This window comes from Hahella sp. HNIBRBA332, assembly GCF_030719035.1.
GTDB lineage: Bacteria > Pseudomonadota > Gammaproteobacteria > Pseudomonadales > Oleiphilaceae > Hahella.
In genome coordinates, this window is sequence record NZ_CP132203.1 from 2,168,252 (window position 1) to 2,188,555 (window position 20,304).

General features: G+C 54.6%; 18 protein-coding genes. 4 read left to right on the top strand and 14 right to left on the bottom strand.

Annotated features, from left to right (window positions below; genetic code table 11):
• Positions 1–95 precede the first annotated feature (95 nt).
• Both O5O45_RS10060 and O5O45_RS10065 read right to left on the bottom strand, forming a co-directional pair.
• Positions 96–935 (bottom strand): hypothetical protein, encoded by an 840-nt coding sequence (locus O5O45_RS10060; protein WP_305905082.1) that lies wholly within the window; start codon positions 933–935, stop codon positions 96–98.
• Positions 929–2,653: an ATP-binding protein gene (locus O5O45_RS10065; RefSeq protein ID WP_305905083.1), complete on the bottom strand. Its 1,725-nt coding sequence runs from the start codon at positions 2,651–2,653 to the stop codon at positions 929–931. Before O5O45_RS10065 ends, O5O45_RS10060 begins: the two co-directional genes overlap by 7 nt.
• 609 nt (positions 2,654–3,262) lie before the next feature.
• On the opposite strand from O5O45_RS10065, the gene O5O45_RS10070 reads away from it, so the two are divergent.
• A complete protein-coding gene (locus tag O5O45_RS10070; protein WP_127970494.1) occupies positions 3,263–3,664 on the top strand; it encodes a cupin domain-containing protein in 402 nt (133 codons plus the stop codon).
• 112 nt (positions 3,665–3,776) lie between these two features.
• Here O5O45_RS10070 and sctV read toward each other — a convergent pair whose 3' ends face one another.
• The 10 genes from sctV to O5O45_RS10120 form a co-directional block, all read right to left on the bottom strand.
• Entirely contained in the window at positions 3,777–5,867 is a 2,091-nt protein-coding gene (gene sctV, locus O5O45_RS10075; protein WP_305905084.1) for a type III secretion system export apparatus subunit SctV, read from the bottom strand.
• Complete coding sequence (locus tag O5O45_RS10080) at positions 5,864–6,247, bottom strand: hypothetical protein (protein ID WP_305905085.1); 384 nt, start codon at positions 6,245–6,247, stop codon at positions 5,864–5,866. Before O5O45_RS10080 ends, sctV begins: the two co-directional genes overlap by 4 nt.
• Positions 6,244–6,648, bottom strand: a complete 405-nt coding sequence (locus O5O45_RS10085) for a hypothetical protein (protein WP_305905086.1) — start codon at positions 6,646–6,648, stop codon at positions 6,244–6,246. The genes O5O45_RS10080 and O5O45_RS10085 overlap by 4 nt, the downstream gene beginning before the upstream one ends.
• 11 nt (positions 6,649–6,659) lie before the next feature.
• Entirely contained in the window at positions 6,660–7,112 is a 453-nt protein-coding gene (locus tag O5O45_RS10090) for a type III secretion system chaperone family protein (protein WP_305905087.1), read from the bottom strand.
• Entirely contained in the window at positions 7,087–8,220 is a 1,134-nt protein-coding gene (gene sctW / locus O5O45_RS10095; RefSeq protein WP_305905088.1) for a type III secretion system gatekeeper subunit SctW, read from the bottom strand. Before sctW ends, O5O45_RS10090 begins: the two co-directional genes overlap by 26 nt.
• Before the next feature lie 285 nt (positions 8,221–8,505).
• Positions 8,506–9,657, bottom strand: coding sequence for a type III secretion system translocon subunit SctB (gene sctB, locus O5O45_RS10100; RefSeq protein WP_305905089.1), 1,152 nt, complete (start codon positions 9,655–9,657; stop codon positions 8,506–8,508).
• 57 nt (positions 9,658–9,714) lie between these two features.
• A complete protein-coding gene (gene sctE, locus O5O45_RS10105; RefSeq protein ID WP_305905090.1) occupies positions 9,715–10,842 on the bottom strand; it encodes a type III secretion system translocon subunit SctE in 1,128 nt (375 codons plus the stop codon).
• Positions 10,839–11,408, bottom strand: a complete 570-nt coding sequence (locus O5O45_RS10110) for a SycD/LcrH family type III secretion system chaperone (RefSeq protein WP_305905091.1) — start codon at positions 11,406–11,408, stop codon at positions 10,839–10,841. The genes sctE and O5O45_RS10110 overlap by 4 nt, the downstream gene beginning before the upstream one ends.
• Positions 11,409–11,427: 19 nt before the next feature.
• Positions 11,428–11,730 (bottom strand): hypothetical protein, encoded by a 303-nt coding sequence (locus O5O45_RS10115; protein ID WP_305905092.1) that lies wholly within the window; start codon positions 11,728–11,730, stop codon positions 11,428–11,430.
• 81 nt (positions 11,731–11,811) lie between these two features.
• Positions 11,812–12,375, bottom strand: a complete 564-nt coding sequence (locus O5O45_RS10120) for a hypothetical protein (RefSeq protein WP_305905093.1) — start codon at positions 12,373–12,375, stop codon at positions 11,812–11,814.
• 374 nt (positions 12,376–12,749) lie between these two features.
• Here O5O45_RS10120 and O5O45_RS10125 point away from each other — a divergent pair, with 374 nt between their 5' ends.
• The 3 genes from O5O45_RS10125 to O5O45_RS10135 all read left to right on the top strand — a co-directional run bounded on the left by O5O45_RS10125 (position 12,750) and on the right by O5O45_RS10135 (position 17,077).
• Positions 12,750–15,401 (top strand): LuxR C-terminal-related transcriptional regulator, encoded by a 2,652-nt coding sequence (locus O5O45_RS10125; protein WP_305905094.1) that lies wholly within the window; start codon positions 12,750–12,752, stop codon positions 15,399–15,401.
• 159 nt (positions 15,402–15,560) lie between these two features.
• Complete coding sequence (locus O5O45_RS10130; RefSeq protein WP_305905095.1) at positions 15,561–15,956, top strand: CesT family type III secretion system chaperone; 396 nt, start codon at positions 15,561–15,563, stop codon at positions 15,954–15,956.
• 293 nt (positions 15,957–16,249) lie between these two features.
• Positions 16,250–17,077 carry a DUF429 domain-containing protein gene (locus tag O5O45_RS10135; RefSeq protein ID WP_305905096.1) on the top strand — a complete coding sequence of 276 codons (828 nt, stop codon included), beginning with the start codon at positions 16,250–16,252 and terminating at the stop codon, positions 17,075–17,077.
• Between the two features lie 180 nt (positions 17,078–17,257).
• Here O5O45_RS10135 and O5O45_RS10140 read toward each other — a convergent pair whose 3' ends face one another.
• Both O5O45_RS10140 and O5O45_RS10145 read right to left on the bottom strand, forming a co-directional pair.
• Positions 17,258–19,075 (bottom strand): tetratricopeptide repeat protein, encoded by a 1,818-nt coding sequence (locus O5O45_RS10140; protein WP_305905097.1) that lies wholly within the window; start codon positions 19,073–19,075, stop codon positions 17,258–17,260.
• Positions 19,076–19,193: 118 nt separating this feature from the next.
• Entirely contained in the window at positions 19,194–20,225 is a 1,032-nt protein-coding gene (locus tag O5O45_RS10145; RefSeq protein ID WP_305905098.1) for a PEP-CTERM sorting domain-containing protein, read from the bottom strand.
• Between the last annotated feature and the right edge of the window lie 79 nt (positions 20,226–20,304).

Below are 20,304 nucleotides of genomic sequence, written 5' to 3' on the forward strand. Positions count from 1 at the left end.
CATTTAGGGCTATCCCTAAACTGATGAGAGTCCCGTTTACCCTAAGGGCTCATTTCTCCTATTTTCCATTCACGAAATTCGCCTATTTGTATCTTTTAAGGTAACGGAGGCAAATCACCCTTTTCCAAATACTCCATTACATCGGCATTGGCCAGAACCGCAGCATAAAAGACATGTCCCCAAGAATTTTTGGTTAGATCTTGCTCCGTAGCACAGAACGTTTCCAATGTATTGGTAACATTTTGTCCTGTCTCCCTCATGCGTGCAGCCAAGCGTATTAAACGCCTATGTTGATCACGAAAGAAATGAGCATAACGCTGCTCTATTCCTAGCTCCCTTACATGGCTCTCCACTAAAGCTGATTGTTCAGCTGTAAGTTGAGCACAAGCTGTTAAGTCAAACGTCGGCGTATCGAACGGTGGGCTGATGGAAAGCTCAATTACCTGTTCGGCAACAAAAACGTCAAAATATGGGTGAATAAAAAATCTAGGACTTATGTCATCACCTGTTTTGGCCCCCTTTTGGGCTTGGCAAGCATCACACATAGGAAACAGGTTTAGGGGGGTAATACAAAAATGGGGGAACGCAGCTTTGGGGAGATAGTGATCCAGAGTGTTAGGTCTCCCTGGCTCACCACATGCAGGACAAAGAGTTAGCCCATGATCCCTTAAACTATCAATTGCTAATTTTTGAACCGCACCTTCTTGTGGCGAGCTATATAAATTGAGAAAGACATTTTTTTGAGGAGTGATTTTAGGCCATAGCTGAATGTTCTTTGGAGATCCGCTCGCATCGATGTACTCCTGTACCTTGCTTTTCCACTCCGCAGCTATTTTATTGAAGAATTGAGCATTTTTGCCGTTCTGCCGCTCGGCAACTACATCATCGATGAGTTGCAAGCTACAAATATCCGGCAATGGTAAATGCATCACCATTGATCACGTCCCATAGCTTTGATTTGTACGATCAGCTCCTCATTGAGTTCATTGCCCATCGCCTCAATAAGTTCATCAGCAGAACCATAATCTTCGAGCTTATCACGTATCCAGGCTTCAAAGGGTTTTGAAATCGACTTGTCGCCGAATACATAAGAAGAAATACGCTGAACATCTCCTCCAAAAGTTTGAAATGGCGGATGTTTAATGAATAACCCTTCATCTGTTCTTTCAAATACGTGAACGCAATCAGAAGGCACCTCTCTAACCGTTACAGCGGAGTGCGTCGCTAAAAGAGCTTTGGAGTTAAAACGTGACAGAATCATTTTCAGCATATTTACGAACTGAATTTCCAGGGTCGGATGTAAAAAAAGCTCTGGTTCGTCAATTAGAATAAGGCTATTTTTTTGGATTGCACCTAAAATATTAATGACGATGTATGCAAATAATCGTTGCCCTGAACTCAACTCGATCGGATGGCCACTCATAAAAAAAGTCACCCCCTGATCTACTACAATATTCTTTTTTAGCTTGGGAATATTTAGGGAGTAGGCCGTTTCTGAAACGATAGGGATATATGCTTTTTTTCTGCCGTTATCTTCGTCAAAATGCACATGATCTTGTTTATGAAAAATAGTGTCACGGCTATTGTCTTTGTAATAATCTTTTACTCCGCTATATCCTTTTACCTCTATAGCAGCACAGTCAAAATTGAACGCTGTTCTCAGGACGCGTTCGACAGTCTTAACTTTATTTGCCCAACCTCGTACTGAATTGAAGCGCTCATCGTCGGTGAGACACTCAATAAGTGCTTCTGCGGCATTTCTCTTAGGAAATTGGTGAGAAAGCCTAATTTGTCCACTCGGTCGACTTTCAGTAGGAGCCGTTCTTCCGCGAAACCCAAAATACCTATACGCCTCAGTATCTTGTTGTTGATTTTTTGGAGGGGCGACAGGGAAACGCTCGAATGGGCTATAAGATATAACAACTATCTGACTAAGGTTGGGGGCTTCTGCAAATCCAGTTTCGGGTTCTTCATCAGGAGATATCCAGTCTGATACCATTTGATGTAGCACTTGAGATTTACCTGACCCGTTGGGCCCAATCAAAACATTAATGTCGTGAGGTAACAAGCTTTCAGAGTGATATTTAAGATTAAGGTTAGAAATGTCTCCGCATACATTTTTAAATTTGAATCCAAGGTCGAGTACGGCGATAGCTTGACGGGCCAAAATTTTCCAGCCATCCAAATATGCCTTTTTACTCCCACGCTCCCGCTGAAGAGAGCTTTCAAACCCTTCCGTTTCAACTAGTGTTTTTGCGTCATCATCTTCTGAAACATGTATGAGATAGCTTGCATCACGTAATTTATTTGCGACCTCGATGGATTTTTTAGAATCTATTAAACCATCTATTTGCTCATAAAAAATAATATTTGAAGGGGTTGATATGTAGTTGGTGTTAGGGATCGGAAACTCTCCACTCCAGCCTTCTTTAAGGAGCTTGTTGAGATAGTCGCTGGAATTTTTAGTGTCTGCAATAAGAATACGTATTAGCCCAAGAGTAATTCTTTCATCACTTATTCGACAAGTGACGGAAAAGCTTGTTTTGTATCCATAATCGTCCCAGTTATCTGAAAAAAGCTCAATAGCATCCCCTTCCAACGACGGAAGAGGGTTGTTGCGACAACTCACTTTTCCAAGATATACAATTCTCATCAGTTTTCCGGAATGTTTAAAATGTATATAAAATTAAATTCTTTTTTATACTTTTAATGTCTTGATCTGGAATTGCTAAAATTGATAGTAGCCATTCTCGTGAAAAAGTGTGTGTGTGATTTCTGGTGCCATAATTATAGTGTTTTAAATTATTAGTGTAATATGTTGTATCTTTTTATGGAGGTGCCTCGTTGTAGCAAAAGTAGTTTGTGATCGTTTTATATTCGACTAAAAGATAGCACATCTCTCAGAGTTTGCTTTGAGTGTCTGTGCGAGGGTAAGGCTGATTGGTGAACTGAGTAATAAAGCTGATAACCTTCAACGATCACTTTAAAACACCTTCAAAGAAGAGGTATCGGTGGCGAACTAAGGCGACCTGATGTCATAAACACGTGAAAACGTGACGACGGTGCGGGCGAGCCGCCCGCGCTCCCGGGGTGGGGATGTGTTGTGTCTTTGGGCGCGGATCGTGTTGGGAGGATTACGGGTTTTTGGTGTACTTTTATCGGATAGCTGAGTTTTATTTTTGAACAGCGTTTTGTTTATCCGACCTGTTTGATCATCAGGTCGTCGGTGGGATTCAACACAACAATACAAGTGAGAGCACATATGAATCTGGATAAAGATATTGTGACGGTGAGGCCGGAGGGGACGATTGATACGATTCAGAAGTTGCCTAATTATTTGGGAATTTCCGGGAAAACGGCGGGTTCTACCGGGATTTCGATGAATATTGTGGTGATTCCGCCTTCGGCGCGGGCGGAGCCTCACTTTCATGATGGGTTTGAGACGGCGATTTATTTGTTGAAGGGAAATGTTAAGACCCTGTATGGCGAGAATTTGTCGAAGTCGGTGGTGAACAAGGAAGGGGATTTTATTTTTATACCTGACGGGGTGCCGCATCAGCCGATCAATTTGAGTGATACGGAGGAGGCCATTGCGCTGGTGTCCCGTAATGATCCCAATGAGCAGGAGAGTGTTCAGGTGTATCGGCCGGATCAATCGGCGTGATGGGTAATGATTGATATGGCGACTGGGGATAAGAAACAGGGCCTGAGATAAGCAAACCCTGTCGTCGTCAGACCAAGTCAGACCAGCAGAAAGAAATTGCCTGTCCGTTGCCTTAATAGCTCAGCGCGATTCTTCCTAATGGTTGAATGGTGATTTCCGGCGTCAGGTCCTGGTAGGAGAGGATGGGCAGTTGGCGCATGTCTCTTTCCAGTAGTTTGCGCAGGTAGCGGCGCACGTCCATGGAGGTGATCACCACTACTTTTTGCGCGCCGGGATCGAGGTCGCCCACGGTGCGTTTGGCGATGTCCACGATTTTACGGGTGGTGTCCGGCTCCAGGGCCAGGTAGGCGCCGGAGGAGGTTTGGCGCACGCCGCTGCGGATGGCGTCTTCCAGGGATTGGTCCAGCATATACGCCGGCAGGATATTCTGGCCGTTGCTGTATTTGTAGCTGATATAACGACGCAGGCTGTTGCGCACGTACTCCGTCAGCAGCACGGTTTCCTTCTCTTTCTGCCCCCATTCCGCCAAGGCTTCCAGAATGCTGCGCAGGTTGCGGATGGAAATGTCTTCTGACACCAGACGCTGCAGTATTTCGGTGATTTTCTGTATCGGCAGCAGGCGCTGCACCTCCTTCACCAGCTCCCCGTAGCGCCCTTCCATTTTCTCCAGCAGAAAGCGAGTCTCCTGAATGCCGATGAACTCCTGCGCGTATTTTTTCAGGATGATGGACAAGTGATAGCTCAACACCTTGGGTGGGGTCAGATAGGCGACTTCCATCTTGTCCAGAGAAGTCTGATGACGTTGCTCCACCCAATAGGCGGGTGCGTCGGGCAGCAGCTCCACTTCGCAGTTATGCTTGATGGCCAGCAGATCCAATTGCTCTTTCTGATCGCGCACCAATAACTGCCTGGGCTTGATAAAGCCCTCCGCAATCGGCGTTTCCTGCAGATGAATCTTATAGCGGCCATCGCTCAAGCCATGATTGATGCGCAAATGAATCCCCGGAAACGGCACGCCTAGATCAAGGTACAGGGAGCGGCGGATTTTGAGAATTTCCTCGTTCAACGCATTCGGGTCCAGCGCGTCTTCCGCGTCGGCGGCGATGTCCACCAGCAGCGGCACGGTGAAGGTAAACTCCTCTGTCTCGTTGAGCTGGGCTTTGCTGGGAGGCTGTCCGGCGGCGGCCATCGCTGATAGCGGCGGATGCTTGTCGGCGGCGTGGGCTTTGTCCTGCCTTATGATATAGACGCCCGTGCCGGTCACCGCCAACGCCAGCATGATAAAAGTGAGGGTGGGGAAGCCGGGAATCAGCGCGAAAGTGAACAGCAGGCCGCCGCCGATCAGGATCGCCTGGGGTTTGCCGACGACCTGGTTGGCGATGTCCGCGCCCAGGTTTTCCGACTCGTCCGTCGTCACTCGGGTGACGATGACCCCAGCGGTGATGGCGATAAATAACGCGGGAATCTGCGCCACCAGCCCATCGCCGATGGTGAGAATAGCGTACAGTTCCAGGGCTTCGCCGGAGGTCATGCCGTTCTGTAGCGTGCCGATGGCGATGCCGCCGAGAATGTTCACCGCAATGATGATCAAACCGGCGATGGCGTCGCCTTTGACGAACTTCATGGCGCCGTCCATCGAGCCGTATAACTGGCTTTCCTTCTGCACCTGATTACGACGATGTCGCGCTTCGTCCACGTCAATCACCCCTGCGCGCATATCGCCATCGATGCTCATTTGTTTGCCGGGCATGGCGTCCAGAGAAAAACGGGCGCTGACTTCCGCCACCCGTTCCGAGCCTTTGGTGATCACCAGAAACTGCACCACGGTGATGATCAGAAAAATGACCAACCCCACCACCAGATTGCCGCCCACCACAAAACCGCCGAACGCTTCGATGATGGAGCCCGCGTCCGCCTGCAACAGAATCAAGCGGGTGGTGGTGATGGACAGGGACAATCGAAACAGGGTGGTGATCAGCAGTACGGAAGGAAAAGCGACGAACTCCAGCGGCGAGCGCAGATACACCGCCACCATCAGCAACACCACCGCCAGCCCCATATTGACGCCGATCAGGATATCCACCAGCGCGGTGGGCAGCGGCAAAATCATCATGAAGATAATCGCCACCAGCATGGCGGCGAAGAAAATGTCTTTACGCCCGGCGATCATGAGCAGGGTCTGGTTCAGGCGTGCGAGGGTCATGGCGCGCTCCTTGTTGATAGAAATTGCAGGTAGTGAGTCAGCGCGGGCTCTCTCTGTCCCAGCTTGAGATGGCAATGGCTGCGCAGCAGCGGTAAACGCGCTTCCGACGCGCCCGGTAACCGCTTCTCGCAGGCGCGGCAGTACTTTAGCGCCAGCTCATAGCGACCGAGCTGATAGCACAGATAGGCCATCTGCCGCAGCGGCGCAGGGTCGTCAGGAAGCAGCCGAATCAGCAGACGCAGTAGCGGTTGCGCCTTGGCGTACTGACGGCATTGCAGAAACACGGTGGTCACTTCCTGCAGCCAGGCCGCCTGCTGCGGTTGCAGCCTGTTCATGGCGCTGGCATGGGGAAGCGGGGCGACGGATTGAGTTGGTCTCATGGCTTTTCCAGGGCGCTTAGGTTGCTGCGCAGCCATTGCCGGTCTTCATACAGCGCGTTGAGAATGGCGACGGCGCTTTGCAGGGTTTGCCGGAACTCGGGATCGCTGCTGGCCTCCGCCTCTTGCTCCAGCGCCGCCAGCGTGGATTGGGTAGAGGCGGCCAGATCGTCAAAGTCCTGGGGATCAACCCCGGCGGCGCCGGATGATCCAATCAAAGCGCGCAGCATTTCCTGACTGGTCGCATGACGCAGAAACAGTTTTTCCGTGTGTTGGACGACGGATTCCCCTCGCGGCACAAACGACCGGGAAGGGGCGTTGGCGCCGGCGTCCTGTGCGGGGTTGTCGTGGGTGTCGTGGACGCGCACGCTTTGCACGCCTTCGGTGAAAGTCACCAGATCCATGGATCACCTGCCTATTGATTCAGTTGTTGATGAAGGTAATCGAGCAGGCCCAGCGCCTCATTGAGACCGGCGATGGACAACTGCGGGCGGGACAGCGCGACGATGAAGGCCAGTTGACTGGCGCCTTTCATTCCGGTGTGCGCCCGCAACGGTAAGGACTGGTCGTAATGCACCGCGCGCAACGCCTTGGGGATCAAATCCGCGCAGTCGTACTCGCTGATTTCCTGCAGTCGGACCAGCAACAAGCCCTGTTCGTGAGGCTCGATCATCAGCGTTCCCGAGCGCTCGAACGCCAGCGTCAGCGGCTCGCCGCGCCAGATAAAATCGGCAAACCCCAATTGTTGCAGGAACTCGGTAATCGTTAGGTGAACGGCGGAGTCCTGCATCATGAGCGCGACGCCTTGGCGAATGGGGAAATATCTCTCATTGGGGGCCTCGTTAAGGTTGTTCGGCTTCTTGCTCAATGCTGAGGTCCAGACGCTCCTGGATGACGGTCAGCAGCTTGTCCCGTTCAAACGGGTCGCGATACGCTTTCAGCGGAATGGCTCGCATCAGCTCCTTGAAACCGCGCCAGAAGTAGATAGTCATGGCGGACGGAATGTGTAACGCCTTCAGTACGCCGCCCAGTTGTTCCGCTCCGATCCATTTTTTTTCCAGCAGGGCGAGCAATTGCTCCATCAATGCGTATTTATTAAGCGGGGTCTGAGAGCGGTAGATTCTCTCCAGTTGCGCGAGAAAATCGCGACACTCCGCGTCCAGTCCTTCCAATGCCTGGAGCGCGTAGATATCCTCGATAATCATGCGCAGGCGCTCTTTGGGCAGTGAAGGACCTTCCGATCCCAGGTCAGCGCCCAAGGCGGAAATCAGGTAGGCGACGGATTCGGAAAAACGCGCTTCACCATACTGGGCCAGAATCTTGCGAAAAGTGTCGGTGAGGCTGCCGTAGTCCAGCACTGCATCACGGTAGAGCTTGCGCAGTTCATTCACTGCGCCAAGCTGACGGTCGCTGAACTGCGCGGCGACTTCCGCCACATTGACACCTGCGAGAATGGCGGCGCCGTTTTCCTCCAGCATGTCATCCACTGCGGCTTCAACTGACGCCAGCAACTCATCCACACTGGCGTCGCCCGCCTTACGTTTACGTCGTAACTGATCGCGGACGAACACCAGCGCCAGATACTGTTGGGTAATGTCCCCAAACTGTTGCGCAGCGCGCTGACGCATCTCCGCTTTAGCGGGATCGCTCTGGGTTAACAACTGATGCAGAAAGGGCTTGAGCTGCTTTTCCTTATCCAGCTCCCTGGCTTTCTCCACGTAGGCCAACGCCTTTTCCAGCGCCTGGGTTTTATACAGCGGCCGTTCGCCAATCTTGCGTTTGCTCAGGTCCTTGCTCTTTTTCTCCGAGCGCAGAAAAGACATCTCCTCCGCCGCAGACGCGAACAGCGACTTGTCGTGACTCGCCAGACGCACTCCCTCGCCACGCCAGCTTCCCGACGCAACTGAGGTACTCAACGCGTCCGTGCGATAGCTCCTGTCCGTCTGCAATGAAACGCCGCCTGTGAGGTTAGACATAGACAAAACCTGCTGTGTGATAGAGAAAACCCGTGTGCCAGAAAAACGAGTGCGATAGCGAAAAACCGGCTGGAAGCAGGGTCGCCGCCCAGCCTGTTTAAGTTGTTGCTAGTGTTGCGTTCAGAGGCAGGAAGAGAAATAGATCGGTGGATATAAACGGCTGGTGTATGTCTGGCGAATGACTGGCGATTAAAAAGAAAAAAGAAAAAAGAAAAAAGCCGGCGCAACAGGCCGCCGGCTAAGTCATGGCTAATCAACGTGGATCAACAAAAGGCGTGCGCGGTATCAGGCCATGATCTTGCTGTTGACCTGGGCGCGGGAGGCAATGAATTGATCCAGAAAGTCCTGGATGGCTTTGGCGCCTTCGCTGGCGGCGCGTACGAACTCCACTTCGCTTTCCACGTCCGCCTGCGCTTTGGTGGCTTGCGCGTCCTGCTGCTCTTTTTCCGCCCGGTCCAGTTCCGCGGAGTAGCTCAACGGCGCGGCGATGAGGCCGCCAAAGCCGGTGAAGAACTGGCCGACGACCATGCCGATGCTGCTGTAGTTTTGCGCGTCGGACATAAGCTCTTTGTGCCTCACTTCCGTGGATTTAGCTGACCCATCCGGTCCGTCGTTTTTGCCTTTTGACGCGTCCGCCTGGTCTTTAGCCTTGTTGGCGCTACTGGTGTCCGGCGCTTTTTCTGCATCGGCGTTCACGGGCTTAATCGGCGCTTCCGTTTCCACAGCAGGTTTGCTCTGGCCGTTTTGAGCGGACCCGTTGGCCGGCGTTTTGTTCACCGGAGCGGCGTTGGCGGCAGGAGGCGTTTGTCCAGCATTGCCTTTGCTGGCGGTTGTCGCGGTGGGGCCTGTATTGCCCGGAGTGGGAGGTTTAACCGCAGGCGTCGGCATCTCCAGTTCCAGCGTTTTGGGTGGCGCCGGGGCGTCAATCTTGGGCTTGGCGATGTCCAGTTTCATGGCCTTGTTGGTCTGGCTGATCGCTCTGGCGCCGCCATACATGCCAAGGGCGCCGCCGGCCATGGACATGGCTCCGTTCACTACCGACGCGGCGAGGTCTTTCCTGGCGGCGCTTTTGATTTCTTCCGCTTTCGCTTCCAGGGCGGTCCACTGGGACAGATAGGCGTCCTGTCTGGACTCGGCGGCCTGACGGCGCATTTCGATAAAAATCTTATGAATCGCCTCCATGATCTTGAAGGTGTCGGCGCCGTGGTTGGTCCCGTTCAACTTGAAGCTGAGGGCGCCGGCGTCAAACTCTGATTCGACGATGGACGGTTCGTCCAGCAGTCTTGCTGCGGGGGGGAAGGGCGTCTCCGCGCTTTGCTGTCTTGACGCCGTCAGGGCGGGCGTTTGCGCTGTGCGCGTAGCGGAAGTGGGCGCGCCATGCGCCGAATACAGGGGCGCCTGGGCGCTTGGCTCTATGCCGATATTTTGAATACTCATGGTTTTACCTTAAGGGTTGCTTGTAAGAAAACGTTGTCGGTCATAGGTAAATCAGGCTCAGGCCATATCCCTGATCAACGTCTGATTGGTCTGCTGTTCCTGATTGATGTAATTGACCATCTGACTCAGGGTGCTTTCGCTGTTTGAAGTCAGGCTCTTGATATGCTCGATGGCCTGCTCGATGCCGGCCTGATTCTGCATGATCACTTTGCGCACCAGGGCTTCCTCCGCTTTGGCGTCATTCGCCTCTTTAGTGTGTACGGCCGCATCGACGCCCGCCGCGCCGCCGCCCACCTGCGCGCCGCTGGAAACAAACAGGGACATATTGCGGGCCTGATGCAGCAGCGGCCATTCGCTGAGGGACTGCGCCAGCTTGCTGAGGCTGTTCGTCGCCGCCTGACTGGAAGACGAAGCAGTCGTACCCGCCTGGGTCGCCGTGCTTGCGGTCTTACCCGCGGTCGCCGCTGATGAGGCCGTCTTGCTGGAGTTGGAGGCGACCGAGGCGGCTTTCCCCGCAGAAGTGGTGGCGGAGGCGTACATACCCGCTCCCGCCGTGCCGATGATCAACACGGCGGCCACAATCACTGAAGCGACGATGGCGTTGGCCGGTTCGCCCATGACGTTGGCCAGCCCCTTGGCGATGGCGTTGGTCAGTTCCGACACCGCGCTTTTGCCGGTGGCCATGCCGACCATCTGGTCCACCGCCAACGCCATCATGACGCCGCCGGCGATGGCTCCGGCGCCGGTAGCGATAATCGCTGCGCCGGCGATCAGGGTGGCGGCCGCGGCGATCCAGCCGAACACTTTGGCGAACATGCCGGACTTCTTGGCCTTTTCCATCTCGTTGATGGATTTCTGCAGGGCTTCCATCACTTCTTTGTGGCGGGCCTCGTTTTCCTGGGCGAGGTACTTGGCGTCTTCCTTACCGCTTTTAATACCTTCTTCGTCCAGCTTCACTTGCAGGCTTTGCAGCGCCAGCAACAGATCGACGGTGGCTTTAGGCGGCGTCAGCGCCACCTGTGATGTCGCGCCGCTACGGTTATCTGCGTCAACTGGCGGCAACTGGGTGAACGAATCAGCCGCACGAGAGGTCCGCGTGGCGTTATGGGTTTCCTGACTGGCCAGAAACAGCTCCGCCAGATCGCCGTTCAGGACGTCTGTCGGTAAGGCTCCTATTGTATTCATAGCGTGTCTCCCTGGTTGGGTAGCGGGTTTGATAAAGGCTTGGATAAAGGGCCGGAAATAGGGTTGGTTTGAGAGCTGGGAAGAGAATGAGCTTTATTGTCAATCGCCCCCAGCAGTTCCTGCGCTTTGTTGTAAGTCGCCTGATGCTGGGGGCGACCCCGGGACCAATGCAACGCTGCGGTGAGGCCGTTGCGGGCCTGCTGCAGATCATTGAGGGCGAGGTAGCACTTGGCGGCCTGTAGCGGCGGCACGGGATTGTCGTGCTGGAGCAGGGCGGAGTAGGAGTAGGCTTCAATCGCCTGCGCATACTTGCCCAGAGACTCGCGGCAGGCGCCCAGTCCGGTCCAGAAGCGCACGTCCAGGTGACTGTAGAGACAGAGAAAGGCGAAGGTCTTTTCCGCCTGCTCGAACTTGCGTTGCTGATAGAGGTTGTAGCTGATGGTGTAGATCGCCTCGATCTCTGTCTGGGTGATACCGCGGGCGATCGCCAGAGCCCCGCCGCCTTGCAGAATCTGCTCTAGCAAGGCGGGAATCTCGGCGTGGGTGAGTGAGTCGGGTTGCGTCACAATGATTCTCCTTGTGATGTCAGATGCGGTTGATTAACCCCAGCTGGATGCGCGCCCGGTTCGGGCTGGATGGCTGTGGGTCGGGGGCGAGGGAGTGCTCGAAGCGATGACGCCAATCCTGCTCTTGGCGCGCCAGCTCCACGCGTTCGGCTTCGGATAATTGGCGCTTGCTGCGTTCGATCAGGGGCGCCAGGGTGTCCCGGTTCACGCCCCATTTCGCCATCAGCGCGTCGGTGTCGGCGAATGAGGCGGTCACCGACGCGTGCAGCCGCTCCATCTCATAGATAAGTTGATAAGAGAGATTTTCCGTCGCGTCAGACATAGTTCCTCCTGTCTTTAGACCTGAAATCCTCAATGGCCAGGCAAGCCCGATCCGGGATCGGGCCTGACGGGAACGCTGTCCCTAGATCTTGCCGAGGATGCCCTGATTGGTCTGGTGGATGTTGCTGTTGGTGTTGGAAGGCAGCGTCAGCGATTCGTCCCGCTTCTTCATTAATGAGCTGATGCGGATCATCTCCAGCTGGCTGCGGCTGTTCAGGCCATCGATAAAGGCTTTCAGATTCTCGATGGAGGTCTCCCACTCATCGCTGTTCTGACAGAAATCGTAACCGTCGCTGTCCAGATACAGGCCGCTGTGAGGTACGCCTTTGTGCTCCTTGTCGTACTTGCTGAGGCCTTGCTGGATATCGTGCTCTTCGAAGAAGTCGATCATTTCCGGCGGCATGGTGCTGTTGCCTTTGCCTTCCAGCTTGCCTTTCTCGGTGCGGGCGATGGACAGCATCGCATTCGCCTGCTTAAGCAGGTTGTTCAACGCGGCCATGCTTTGCAGCTCGTCCGCCAACTGTTGCTCCAGGTTATTGGCGCGCTCGATCTCCAGAAACATGATGAGTTCCGCCAGACTCATCACCTGATTGTTGATTTGAAATTTATCTCCGCCAAGGGAAGCAATTCCGCCGATGTTTTCCATTCTGTTTTCCTCTTTCAAAGTGAGTGACGGGGCGCGTCAACCATGGACGCGTCGTCGGTTCAGTTAGCTGTAAGGCAGACGGGGTTAGTCCGGGGCGCACATGACGACGCCATTGCAGCCTGACCCGCTGACAGGGCCAGTATTTGGAAACAGGGGGAAGGGAGACATATATCGACCGGCTGATTTTGGCGGCGAAATTTTTTCGCGATGTCCTGTAACTTTTTCGAGAGCGGCGGCGTAAATGGAGAAACAGGCGCTGATAAGCGGCTTGTTGCTCGCAAACAACAATGACTGAAAATAAAACGACATCGATAACGACACAGGTAAACGACATGGACACAGGGCAGTTTTTGAAGGGAAAGTTTTCCTTCCCTTTGGCATCACAGATCGTTATTTCCCGCCGCCGTTTGACGCGGAAGCTGGATGCGGCCAGACAGGCGCAGATTCATTGTGTGACCGCGCCCGCCGGGTTTGGTAAAACCACGCTGATGCAGGATTGGGCTGCGCCTCAGAAGAGCCGCGTTATCTGGTTTGCTATTGAGCGCAGCGACAATCGTCTTTTGCGCTTGGGCGGCGGACTGTTGGCCGCTTTCGCCAGCGCCGGTTATGGTTTTCCGGGCTGCAAAGACGAGCTGGGTCTGTTGAATGAGCGGAGTGGCGTCGCACGTTGGAGCAGCTTGTTTGTCGCCGAGCTGGAGGCCGCCGCCCGCCGAAATGATGCGTCTTTGACGCTGGTGCTGGACAATCTGCATTTACTGGATGCGCCGGAGGCCATCGGTTTGCTGGCTTGTCTGGTACGCGACCTGCCAGCCCCGCACCGTTTATGTCTGTTGTCCAGAAATCCGCTTCCCCCGGCGCTGTTCGCGTCCACATCCTGGAATCGGATTCATCACCTTAACGCCGACGAACTGGCGTTTACGCTGGAAGAAGGCAAACAGTATCTGCGTGCCTTGCAGGCGGAAGGGCTCCTGGGGCGTTATGCCACTCCTGGCTCTCCCGGCATGCAGACGCAGCTTAGCGAACTGTGGCGACAGACCGATGGCTGGCCGATCTTCTTTTGCGCCTTGGCGAACCGTATGGCCAACAGAAACGCGCCGTTCGCCGCCAGAGATGAACTCAACACGCTGCCTGATTTTCATCGCTATATGGAAGAGCAGGTGATGCAGCCGTTGCAGCTAGTGCAAAAAGACATGCAGTCGCGGTTGCGGGAGCTGGCGCCGATTAGCGAATTCAATCGGGATCTGCTGAGTCAGTGTCTGCTGCCTGGCGAATCGCCCGCTTTGATTCAGGCGATGATTCATCACACTGGCCTTATCGTCAAAGCGGGGCAATCAAACGGCGAGTATCGCCTGCGTCGCCCCTTGCGGGAGCATCTGCGCCAGGACGCCACGTCAAAAACGGTAGAAGCGCCTTCTCTTTTCGATAAAGCGTTTAGATGGCGTTTGGCCAACCATCAGGGCATGGCGGCGATCACTCTGTGTATTGATAATGGTTATTGGCGGGCCGCCGTGCATATGCTGGAAAAGTTGTATCCCTCTCTCATCAGCGCAGGATGTTGGACGCAGGTTGCTCATTGGCTGGCGGCTGTTCCGGCGCATATCGTCGAGCAACGTCCGCTTTTGCAGATGTTGTTGGGGCGGAAGGCGTTGTTCGAGTCGGCGCCTGCGTCAGCGCTCATGCACTGCAAACAGGCGCAGACGCTGTTGTCGTCTGCGCGGGAATTGGATCATCCCGAAGCGGTGTACGAGGCGTCATCCAGGGCCCGGTGGTTGCGGGAGGCGTCCGCACTGATTGCCTCCACTCAGGCGCTGTACGCCACTGGTCAGGCCCAGCCCGTTGCTGAGTCTGCTCCGTCCTGTCTGCTGACGCGCTATCACCAGGGGCTGCACGCCCTGCATCAGGGACGTTTGTATGAGGCCAGGCAGCGCCTTACTCAGGTGATGGAGGCGGCTTTGGCGGATGATCCGGGAACGTTGATCCAGGTGATCCAGGTGTTGGGCTGGCTGCATTATCTGATCGGAGAAACGGACCTGTGGCGCAGTGGACTGGCCTCGCTGCGAGAGCGCCTCGCGCCAAGTTGCGATCTGTCGCATTGGTTCGCCTGGACCAGCGCATCGACCTTGTTCGGTCTGCTGGAAAACGCCGACACGGACGAAGTAACGCAAGGATTGCAAGACGCTTCTGTGTTGCATGGCTTGTGCGCGCCGGCGGAGCTGCGCTTCAATCTGGCGGCGGCGCAGGCGTTGCTGGCGATTCGTGAGGCCCGTTGGGATGAGGCGGGAGAAGCGCTGATGGAAGCTGAAGTGCTGCATCACTCAATCCCCCATCCTGTGCGACAGACGCTGTTTTCAATGCCCGCGCTCAAGGCGCAAAGACTGCAGGCGCAAGGCGGCGAACGCGAGGCGCTGCACCTGTTGCAAGCCTGGGGCGGCCACTCTGACCAAGCCTGTTTCGCCAGTCAGCACGAGCAATTAATACTGAGCGAGATTCTGTTCGCGCTGAACCGTCCCGAAGCAAGCCTGGAACCGGCGCGTCAGGTGAAAGCCTGGGCGGAGCAACGCCGTTGTGGTTTGTTGTTGACGAGAGCACTGGCGGTCGAAGCGTTGGCGCTGCAAAAGCTGGGACGGGAGGAGAAAGCGCAGCAGGTGTTTCACGACGCCTTGCATGTGGGTCGCATGACCAGCAGCCTGCATTCGCTGGTGAGAAAAGACGCCCCTGAGATGAAATCCTTGTTGGCGGCGGCGAAACAACAGGGGCGTTATCCAGCCTATGTCGGCAAATTGATCCAGCATTACGGCCAAGATATCGAGCAGAATGACGCCGACAGCGCCAGTCTCGCCGCCTTGAGCAAACGCGAGAAACAAGTGCTGGATCTGCTGGTGACCGGCATGTCCAACCCTGAAATCGCCGACGCCCTGTGCCGCTCTCTGGGCACGGTCAAGATTCACGTCCACAACATTTACCGGAAGCTGGGCGCCGCCAATCGGGTGTCGGCGATCAACAAATACAACGTCGCCACCGCCTGACGCCTTCCGGGAAAACACAGAACCAAATCTGAACAACCTCCGACGCCTCAAGGCGTCTGGAGCAGGATACTTACGCCTATTTTCGGTGTTTTACAGGGTTAGCGGTTGATAACTGGTCACCGCCAATCGATAAACACAAGCAACACTTAAGGAAAGCCCATGCACACCTACAATCAGTTCGAAAGCCTGTTATTTCGTTTCTGCCAGCGCCACCAAATCCCCATGATCCGGCCGGACGCCAATCTGCACTACGTGATTTATATCGACAACCTGGCTGTGCGCTGCTTTTCCCAAAGCGGGCGCATCTATCTGCAAATTGATCTGGAAGAACTACCGGGAACAGGACCGGACCACACCCAAACCGGCAAACACCTGATGCAGCAGTCACTACTGGACAGCCTGCAAACCTCCAGCGTAATCGCACTTAACGAACAAAACCGCATCATCCTGTTCCAAACACTCCCCCTGGACGACTGCCAGCTACACGACCTCGAAACCGCCATAGAAACCCTCGCCAATCAGGCGGAAGCCTATGGGGGGATATTGGAGAGTTGAGAAGTTTGGGGGCGATGGAAGGGCGTAGTGGTCAATTACGGCTCCTTGACAGCCAAACAGCCTTCCAAACCATGTTCGGCGAGCCAGTGCGAAGAGACGCTCGATAACCTTGGTTTCAAACTAACAAAAAGTAGGTCGGAAAAGCGAAGCGCCTTCCGACGCCATGTCGAAATACGAATAAATATCAATAAATACAATTTATTATGGTTTATACTTAAACCAATTTATTGGATGCGCTGTGCTTATCCAACCTACGTTTTATCACTGTTGTTCGCTGACTTAGGGGTATGAAGATGGATAACTTCGATGCTTCCAAGGACATGCTGTATATCGGCTGGGATGTTGGCGGTTGGAATTGCGATAGCAACAGCAAAAGCCGTGATGCCTTGGTGGTGCTGGACGGTCGCCGGAGGCTGCTGGGCAAGCCCTGGCGGGGTAACTTGCGGAAGGTTATCAATCAGGCCGCCACCACAGCGGAGTGGATTCAGGCGCTGCTTGAATGCTGTGAGGTGACATCGCCGTCCTCAAAGCTTCCTGTTGTGACCTTGGCCATCGATACGCCTTTGGGCTTCTCCCTGGCGTTGCAGCAACTGATCACCGGCGGCGCCCCTGTCGACAGGCTGGATGAATCCGCCGCTAATCCTTATCTGTTCCGCTTCACTGAGCGCTTTTTATTCCAACAGGGTTTGGCGCCCTTATCTGCGGTCAAAGATATGATCGGTAGTCAGGCCACTAAAGGCATGCACGCGCTCGCCAAATTCGCGCCCCAACGAAAATCAGTGGGAGTTTGGGAAGGGGATGGTCAGCTCCAGGCAATCGAAGCCTATCCGTCGTCCTGCAGACACTCCGATCTTATGGCGACGCTGTTGGAGCCATTTTGTTCAGATCGGCGCAATGATGCGCAACCCTTGCGCCTTCACTGGCGTGACGCGGCCTTTGTGGAGAATATCGACCACGACGACAAACGGGACGCGCTGATCTGCGCCCTGATCGCCTGGCTGTTCGTGAACCAACCCGAACAACTACAACCGCCGGAACCGGATACCCCGTTATCGGAAGGCTGGATCTTCGTCCCCCAAGACGGCTTGGATACAGAGAAGAAAAGCGCTAATACCAAGTAGGTCGGAAAAGCGAAGCGCCTTCTGACGTCATGTGTTCATGTTAATAAATGCATTTAATTCAAAGGATTAAAATGGTTTATTAAACCTATTTGTTGGATGGCGCTGCGCTTATCCAACCTACTTTGATGTGTGAAAGATGTCGGGGAAGTGCGGGCGGGCCGCCCGCGCTTCCGGGTAGGGTTAGTTTTGCAGTTGTTTTTCTGCGTCGGTTTTCCAGGGTGAGGCCAAGCCTAGCCTCAGGGAGGATTTGAACAGGCTTTGGGCTTCCGCTACCTGGCCGCTTTTCTGTTTCACTTTGGCGTAGTGGTAGATGATCGTCGGGTTGCTGGCGGCCAGTTGGTAGGCTTTGCCGATGTTGGTTTCCGCTTCGGCGACTTTGCCCTGGCGGAATTGTATCCAGCCTAGCGTGTCCAGTACCGTGGGGTTGATGGGAGCGAGCTTAGCGGCTTGCAGCGCCAGTTTCTCCGCTTCGTTGAGTTTGTCCGTTTCACCCAGCAGATACGCCAGATTGTTCAGCGCGCCCAGGTGGGTATCGTTCAGACGCAGGACACGGCGATAGGCGTCTATCGCCTGGTCGGTTTTCTTGTCCTCTTCATACAGAGAGCCTAACAGGAACAAGCCTTCGTGGGACTCTGGATTATTTTTGACCAGAATCTCCATTTCCTGCTGCGCCTTGTCCAGTGTGCCCAGTTGTTTCAGCGCCACGGCTTTGGCCATACGCAGGGAGCTGGAGTCTGGGGACAGTTCCAGCCCTTTATCGAACAGATCCGAGGCGGCGGCGTAATCCCGGGTGAATGCGTGAAACGAGCCCGCGTACAGATAACTCTGTGGATTGTCCGGGTAGGTCTTTAACAGGTCTCTGTATACCGCCTTCGCCTTAGTCGGGTCATTCTGTAGCTGGTAGAGGCTGCCCAGACGCTGATAGTAGGGGAAAGGCGTATCGGAATGTTTCATCAGGTCTTTGTAGACTTGTTCCGCCAACGCATGTTTTCCGGATTGCGCGAAGTAATCGCCTGCCTGGACCGCCAGATTCTCCGGCAGCTCTTTGTCTTTCAATGCCTTTTGATAGTCGCCGACGGCTTTATCGTGTTCGTCTTTTTTCACGTAGGTCAGCGCGCGCTGAAAATACGCCAGCCCCCAGTCCGACTTTAATTTGAGCAATTGGTTGAAGCTGTCGAGGGAGTTATCCAGCTGGCCGGCGTCGCGCTGGGCGATGCCCAGGGCCAACAGGGGCGCAGGTTGCTTGGGTGAGAGTTTTAGCGCTTTCTGGAACAGGGGAATGGCCGCTTCCGGACTTTGATTGGCGACGTATGCGTTGGCGAGCAGCACCAGAGCAACGGCGTTGTCGCTGGTGGCGTCAATGATCGGGGAGAGCAGTTTGATGGCTTTCCCTGATTCGCCATTCCTGACGTATTGCTCCGCCAGATTGAGTTTGACCCCCACATAGTCCTCTGGCGTGTTGGCCAGGCCTTTCTCCAGATGCTCGATGGATTTGGCGACCTCGCCTTGCTCCTGGTAGATCAAGCCCAGCCGTTGATGCGCGCGGGAGTCGTTGTCGTTGTAACCGACGGCGGTTTTATAGGCGTTAAAGGCCTTCTTGGGTTCTTTTAAGGCGGTATGGACATCGCCTTGTTTGGTCCAGGCGGAACTTTGCGTGGGCGCTAATTGTGTGGCTTTTTGCAGTAGCTTGAGCCCATCCTTGAGTTTTCCCTGTAACGCCAGCACCGTTCCTTTCAACTCCAGCGCCAGTGAATTGTTAGGCTCTTTGGCGAGAATCTGATCCAGCAGTTTCTGGCTCTGCATAAACTTTTGGCGCCGGATCAGGTCCAGCGCGGTGGCGAGATCCTGGTTGGCGGGTTGTAACTCGCCGCCGGCGGGTGGCGCGTCAAGAAAGAAAAGGCTGGTGTCGGACTGGGCGGAGCTGGGTTGCGTTATCGCGGCTTGACTGCCGCCAACGGCGAAAAAGAGGGCCAGCGCTAAAGAGAGGCGTTTGTTCATCGATCGGGACCTTATAGTTCTCAGACATTGGAAGCATCATGCTGTCGTCAGAGTGTAATCCAATATGAGGGATAAAAAAAAAGGGCGTTAAACAACGCCCTTTTTGGTAGTGGACTACTTAGCTTTTTCTGCGACGAACCATCAGGCCAACCAGACCCAGACCCATCAACGCCAGGCTGGCGGGTTCTGGAACCGTTGCGCCGACAACGATGTGATCGCGCTCGGTAGCGACTCTGCCGCCGTCAACAGTAGCGTAGATGTCGAAGTCGTAGGTGCCGGGTGTAGTGCCGGTGAAGGTGACTTCGAAATCATAGGTCGCAGTGCTGTCGCGGGTGAAAGAGCCGTTATAGGACGCAGGAGAGACGGATACCATGCCGGGAGGCGCGCCAGAGATATCGAGCGCCACTTCAGTATAGGAAGAAATAGCGGTCGAAATGGCGTCATTGATAGTGTCTACCAATGTGCTGGTGTCGATGCCTGCGTGATAGGTGCCGCCAGTCGCATTGGTGATGCGGGTAGCTTGGCCGGTTCCATCAAGACAGAAGCCGAATGCGCAGTTGCCGACGTCAATCGCTTCCACCTGGATGCTGGCCGCCTGCAAAGCGGCGGTAGCACTGGCTTCAGTTGAGCCCAAAGAGGGATCATGGCCCGTTGCGTCGCCGAACCACAGTAGGATGCGCTCAGCGTCCGGACGCCAGGAAACGGTGCTGGCGACCTGTTCCAAAGCATAGATATTCGCTTCGGGGAAGTCGCCGCCGCCAGCGGCGGTCCAGCTGTTGATCGCTGCTTGAGTGACAGCAGTATCGCTGGTGATATCGGTCAGCGTGCGATAAGCGAACAAATCGCGGGCGTCACGATAACCGCCTACGCCGAAGTTAATGTCGCCAAAGCCCGCTGCAGTGCTCAATATGGAGCTGGCGGCGGCCTTAACGGCTGCGATCTCGCCACCCATACTTCCTGTTTCATCCATCAAGAAGAACACGTCGACTTTGGATGTAGTCGCTTCAGCGTCAACGGTGACTGTCTTGGTGATGGTCACGCTTTCGCCGACATCAAGCGTCGCAGAGAAAGTAGTGGGAGAGATGGAGTCCGCCATCGCCGTAAACGGCAGGAAAGCGGTAAGAGCGAGTGAGCACGCTAGTCTTTTCATTGTTACCTCCTGGTGTGGGTTGTAGTTAGTTTTAGTACTGCAATGAAAAATTCGTGAGATTGCTCAGGGAACCTATAAG

Bases quoted from the DNA above. Each gene is read 5' to 3' on its own strand.
- O5O45_RS10140 (WP_305905097.1), bottom strand. From the start codon at position 19,075: ATGAACAAACGCCTCTCTTTAGCGCTGGCCCTCTTTTTCGCCGTTGGC.
- O5O45_RS10070 (WP_127970494.1), top strand. From the start codon at position 3,263: ATGAATCTGGATAAAGATATTGTGACGGTGAGGCCGGAGGGGACGATT.
- O5O45_RS10065 (WP_305905083.1), bottom strand. From the start codon at position 2,653: ATGAGAATTGTATATCTTGGAAAAGTGAGTTGTCGCAACAACCCTCTT.
- O5O45_RS10115 (WP_305905092.1), bottom strand. From the start codon at position 11,730: ATGTCTGACGCGACGGAAAATCTCTCTTATCAACTTATCTATGAGATG.
- sctE (WP_305905090.1), bottom strand. From the start codon at position 10,842: ATGAATACAATAGGAGCCTTACCGACAGACGTCCTGAACGGCGATCTG.
- sctB (WP_305905089.1), bottom strand. From the start codon at position 9,657: ATGAGTATTCAAAATATCGGCATAGAGCCAAGCGCCCAGGCGCCCCTG.
- sctV (WP_305905084.1), bottom strand. From the start codon at position 5,867: ATGACCCTCGCACGCCTGAACCAGACCCTGCTCATGATCGCCGGGCGT.
- O5O45_RS10120 (WP_305905093.1), bottom strand. From the start codon at position 12,375: ATGGAAAACATCGGCGGAATTGCTTCCCTTGGCGGAGATAAATTTCAA.
- O5O45_RS10135 (WP_305905096.1), top strand. From the start codon at position 16,250: ATGGATAACTTCGATGCTTCCAAGGACATGCTGTATATCGGCTGGGAT.
- sctW (WP_305905088.1), bottom strand. From the start codon at position 8,220: ATGTCTAACCTCACAGGCGGCGTTTCATTGCAGACGGACAGGAGCTAT.
- O5O45_RS10130 (WP_305905095.1), top strand. From the start codon at position 15,561: ATGCACACCTACAATCAGTTCGAAAGCCTGTTATTTCGTTTCTGCCAG.
- O5O45_RS10080 (WP_305905085.1), bottom strand. From the start codon at position 6,247: ATGAGACCAACTCAATCCGTCGCCCCGCTTCCCCATGCCAGCGCCATG.
- O5O45_RS10085 (WP_305905086.1), bottom strand. From the start codon at position 6,648: ATGGATCTGGTGACTTTCACCGAAGGCGTGCAAAGCGTGCGCGTCCAC.
- O5O45_RS10145 (WP_305905098.1), bottom strand. From the start codon at position 20,225: ATGAAAAGACTAGCGTGCTCACTCGCTCTTACCGCTTTCCTGCCGTTT.
- O5O45_RS10060 (WP_305905082.1), bottom strand. From the start codon at position 935: ATGGTGATGCATTTACCATTGCCGGATATTTGTAGCTTGCAACTCATC.